The sequence below is a fragment of the Mesorhizobium sp. M7A.F.Ca.CA.002.09.1.1 genome (assembly GCF_003998555.1).
In the GTDB taxonomy this organism is placed as follows: domain Bacteria; phylum Pseudomonadota; class Alphaproteobacteria; order Rhizobiales; family Rhizobiaceae; genus Mesorhizobium; species Mesorhizobium ciceri.
This window is the reverse complement of the sequence record NZ_RZRR01000470.1, coordinates 1-4,303: the sequence shown is the minus strand read 5'-3', so window position 1 is coordinate 4,303 and position 4,303 is coordinate 1. Positions and strand designations below refer to the sequence as shown.

Annotated in this window: 4 protein-coding genes and 1 pseudogene; 4 read left to right on the top strand and 1 reads right to left on the bottom strand. The window is 63.9% G+C overall.

The features are described from left to right. Positions 1-1,207, top strand: a 1,207-nt coding sequence (locus EN994_RS19925) for an EAL domain-containing protein (protein WP_127307744.1), incomplete at its 5' end; no start/stop codon positions are given. Between the two features lies 1 nt (position 1,208). On the opposite strand, the gene EN994_RS19920 is transcribed toward EN994_RS19925, so the two are convergent. Continuing rightward, complete coding sequence (locus tag EN994_RS19920) at positions 1,209-1,898, bottom strand: TlpA disulfide reductase family protein (RefSeq protein WP_063169085.1); 690 nt, start codon at positions 1,896-1,898, stop codon at positions 1,209-1,211. Positions 1,899-1,933: 35 nt separating this feature from the next. Here EN994_RS19920 and argH point away from each other — a divergent pair, with 35 nt between their 5' ends. From argH to EN994_RS19905, 3 genes and pseudogenes are all read left to right on the top strand, one after another. Then, entirely contained in the window at positions 1,934-3,334 is a 1,401-nt protein-coding gene (gene argH / locus EN994_RS19915; protein ID WP_063169086.1) for an argininosuccinate lyase, read from the top strand. 151 nt (positions 3,335-3,485) lie between these two features. Further along, entirely contained in the window at positions 3,486-3,692 is a 207-nt protein-coding gene (locus EN994_RS19910; protein ID WP_013529409.1) for a lipoprotein, read from the top strand. 62 nt (positions 3,693-3,754) lie between these two features. Continuing rightward, positions 3,755-4,303: pseudogene (locus EN994_RS19905) on the top strand (diaminopimelate decarboxylase); the annotation flags it as partial.

Here is a 4,303-nt window from a genome sequence, read left to right as displayed (position 1 = left end):
GTATGGGCACGGCGCAGGCGACGCCATGCTGCAGAAGGTTGCGCAGTGCGCGACCGGTATCCTTCGTCCAGGGCAGATGGTGGCGCGGCTGGGCGGCGATGAGTTCGCCATCATCGCGCCGAACCTGGCCGACCCGTTGGAGGCGGGCCGTATCGCCAACGCGGTGCTGACCGCCATGCGCGAGGAAAACCGGCTCTCGGTCGGCGGCGGCCTTGTGTCGGCAAGCATCGGCATTGCGCTGTATCCGTCGGATGCCGAAAACCAGGCCAGCCTGATAAGCCACGCCGATACGGCACTCTACCGGGCCAAGACCGAAGGCAAGGACACTTACCGTTATTTCGAAGCATCGATGGGGGCCGAGGCCCGCGACAAGCGCGTCATGGAGCACGAACTGCGCCAGGCGGTCGCACGCCAGGAGTTCTATCTCGTCTACCAGCCGCAGAAAGAGATCAGCAGCGGAAAGATGGTCGGCTTCGAAGCGTTGGTCCGCTGGCGGCATCCGACTCGCGGCGACGTGTCGCCGGCCATATTCATCCCGGTGGCCGAAGACAGCGGCGCCATTGGCCAGATTGGCGAATGGGTGCTGACGGCTGCCTGCGAGGAAGCCGCCCGCTGGGAAAATCCGCTGACAGTGGCCGTCAACGTTTCGGCGGTGCAGCTCCACAACACGAATTTCAGCCGCAAGGTCCACGAAACATTGCTGAATTCCGGCCTGGCGCCCGGCAGGCTCGAGCTTGAGATCACCGAGACGGCGCTTGTCAAGGACATGCCGCGGGCGCTGGCCACCTTGCGGCAGGTCAAGGCGCTGGGCGTGCGCGTGGCCATGGACGATTTTGGAACCGGCTATTCCTCGCTCTCCAACCTCCGCGCCTTCCCCTTCGACAAGATCAAGATCGATGGCTCCTTCATCAAGTCGGTCGACAAGAACGGCCAGGTCGCGGCGATCGTGCGCGCCGTCCTGGGACTTGGACGTGGTCTCGGCCTGCCGGTTCTGGCGGAGGGGGTCGAGACGCTCGGCGAACTGAAATTCCTGGACGCCGAAGCCTGCGAGATCGGCCAGGGCTATTATATCGGCAGGCCAGCTCTCATCGAAGAATTCGGCGAGCTGACCGGTGTCGTCGCACCCGCTGTCGGCAGCAAACCCGCTACCTTGCGCGACAGAAGCGTTCTGGCCTTCGCACCGGCACCTGCGCTAGCCACACGCTAGACTAGAGGCTCTCGGGCTTGAGTGCCGTCTCGACCAGCCGCCTGGCGTCCGGCCCCGACCATTCGGCCGGGCCGTTCATATGGGCGATCAGGCAGCCCTCGCCGTCGACCAGCATGGTGACAGGAAGGCCTAGCGCCAGGCCGCGCTTCTTGAGGTCGTTGAACAGCGCCATCGTCGAATCCCGGTAATAGCCAAGCGTCGCGACGCCGGTATCGCTGAGGAACTTCTTCGGCTTCACATCGTCGCCGGCATCGACATTGACGGCGATCACTTGAAAGGCGTCGCTGCCCTTTTCCTTCTGCAGCGCATCGAGCGCCGGCATTTCGGCACGGCACGGGGCGCACCATGTCGCCCACAGATTGAGCAGCACCGTCTTGCCGGCATGATCGGCAATCGTCATCGGCTTGCCGTCCGGACCGTTGAAGGCAAGGCTCTTCAGGGATTGTGGCGGATCGGCCGGCAAAAGTGCCGCGACCTCACCGGTGGCCGAAGCCGCGACCTTCTTGGCGCGGTCGCTCTTGGCCGCGCAGGCCACGTCGTCCTTGCTCTCACCCACGGCAGCTTGTGCCGGTGCATTGTTGCCAGACCGGCTCTCGCTGACATATACCGCGACCGCGCCCGCCAGCGCGCCCGCCACCAAGGCGGCGAGGATCAGGCGCGGGGCCGGGAAGAATCTACTACCGTCTGCCATTTTCTCAAAACTGCTCCGAAGCACGGGTTATAGCCATGAGCGATAAGAAAACCAGCAACCAGATGTGGGGCGGACGTTTTGCCTCGGGTCCGGCCGCCATCATGGAAGCGATCAACGCGTCTATCTCCTTCGACCGCAAACTCTATGCGCAGGACATCAAAGGCTCGATCGCCCATAGCGAGATGCTGGCGCAAACGGGCATTATTTCGGCGGCCGATCAAGAAAAAATCGCTGACGGGCTGAACACGATCCTGAGAGAGATCGAGGCCGGCAGCTTCGAGTTCTCGACGCGGCTCGAAGACATCCACATGAACATCGAGGCGCGCCTTGCCGATCTGATCGGCCCGGCGGCCGGCCGCCTGCACACCGCCCGCTCGCGCAACGATCAGGTCGCGGTCGATTTGCGGCTCTGGGTCAAGGAGGAGTGCTTTCGCGTCGCCGAGGCGTTGAAGGGGTTGATTGAGGCGCTGCTGGAGCGGGCCGAGGAGCATGCGGCGACCGTGATGCCGGGCTTCACCCATATGCAGGCGGCCCAGCCGGTGACCTTCGGCCATCACTGCATGGCCTATGTCGAGATGTTTTCGCGCGACCTGTCGCGTGTCCGCGATGCGATCGAACGCATGGACGAAAGCCCGCTCGGTGCCGCCGCACTTGCCGGCACCAGCTTCCCGATCGACCGCCACCGGACCGCCAAGGGGCTCGGCTTCCGCGAGCCGATGCGCAATTCGCTCGACAGCGTCTCGGATCGCGATTTCGCGCTCGAGTTCCTTGCCATGGCCGCGATCTGCGCCACGCATCTGTCGCGGCTGGCCGAAGAGATCATCATCTGGTCGACGCCGCAATTCGGCTTCGTCAGGCTGTCGGACTCGTTTTCCACCGGCTCGTCGATCATGCCGCAGAAGAAGAATCCCGATGCCGCCGAACTGGTGCGCGGCAAGACCGGCCGCGTCACCGGCCATCTGGTCGGCCTGCTGACGGTGATGAAGGGCATGCCTTTGACCTATGGCAAGGACATGCAGGAAGATAAGGAATCGGTATTCGACGCCGCCGAGACGCTCGACCTGATGCTGGCGGCGATGACCGGCATGGTCTCGGACATGACGGTCAACGCAGCCGCGATGAAGAAGGCCGCCGGCTCCGGCCACGCGACAGCAACCGACCTTGCCGACTGGCTGGTGCGCACGCTCGGCCTGCCGTTCCGAGAGGCGCATCATGTCACCGGCCGGGCGGTGGCGCTGGCCGAAGACAAGAAGGTGGGGCTGGAGAAGCTTTCGCTGGAGGATCTGCAGTCGATCGATCCCGGCATCACGGCCGACATATTCTCAGTGCTGGCGGTGCAGAACTCGGTCAAGAGCCGCACCAGTTTCGGCGGCACCGCGCCGTCGGAAGTGAGGAAGCAGATCCGCGCCTGGAAAAAGCGACTGGCGAAAGCGTAATGCCGGATGTTGCGCCAGCAATATCCCGGACATGCGACCAGCAATATCCGGACGTTGCGCCAGATATTGCGACGAGCAATATCTCGGGGTGCAATGCGCCGAGAACTCGGCTAAAAGCGGCGGCTGACAAACGTTTCGGACGGATGGATCGATGACCGGAAGCAGGATTTTGGTGACGCTGACGCTGCTGGTGGCGATCGCGGCCGTCTCGGCCTGCGGCAGGAGGGGCGGTCTCGACACGCCCTATGAGGCGGCCGTGCAGGCGCGCAAGGATGCCTCGAAGGCCCATCAGCCCGTGCCGCCGGAGCCAGAAAAACCGGTCAAGGACAAGAAGTTCATCCTCGACCCGCTGATCTAGGCCGACGAGAGCGGGGCCTTCCAACCCGATCTCATCTTGCCGCAACTTCCGGAATCACTCCCGTGAACCATTTCGACTACCGCGACGGCGTGCTCCATGCCGAGGACGTGGCGATACCAGATATCGCCGCACAGGTCGGCACGCCATTCTACTGCTACTCGACGGCCACCCTGACCAGGCACTACCGGGTGTTTGCCCAGTCCTTTGCCGGGCTCGACACGCTGGTCTGCTACGCCATGAAGGCCAATTCCAACCAGGCCGTCCTGCGGACGCTGGCGAAGCTCGGCGCCGGCGCCGACGTGGTTTCGGAAGGTGAATTGCGCCGGGCGCTGGCCGCCGGCATTCCGGCCGGCAAGATCCTGTTTTCGGGCGTCGGCAAGACTGCGCGCGAAATGGACTTTGCCCTTGCCGCCGGCATTCTCTGCTTCAACGTCGAGTCCGAGCCTGAACTTGAGCTGTTGTCGGCGCGAGCCGTTGCCCTTGGCAAGGTGGCGCCGATCTCGCTGCGCATCAATCCCGATGTCGACGCCAGGACCCACAAGAAGATCTCCACCGGCAAGGCCGAGAACAAATTCGGCATCCCGTGGCAGCGGGCGCGGCAGGTCTATGCC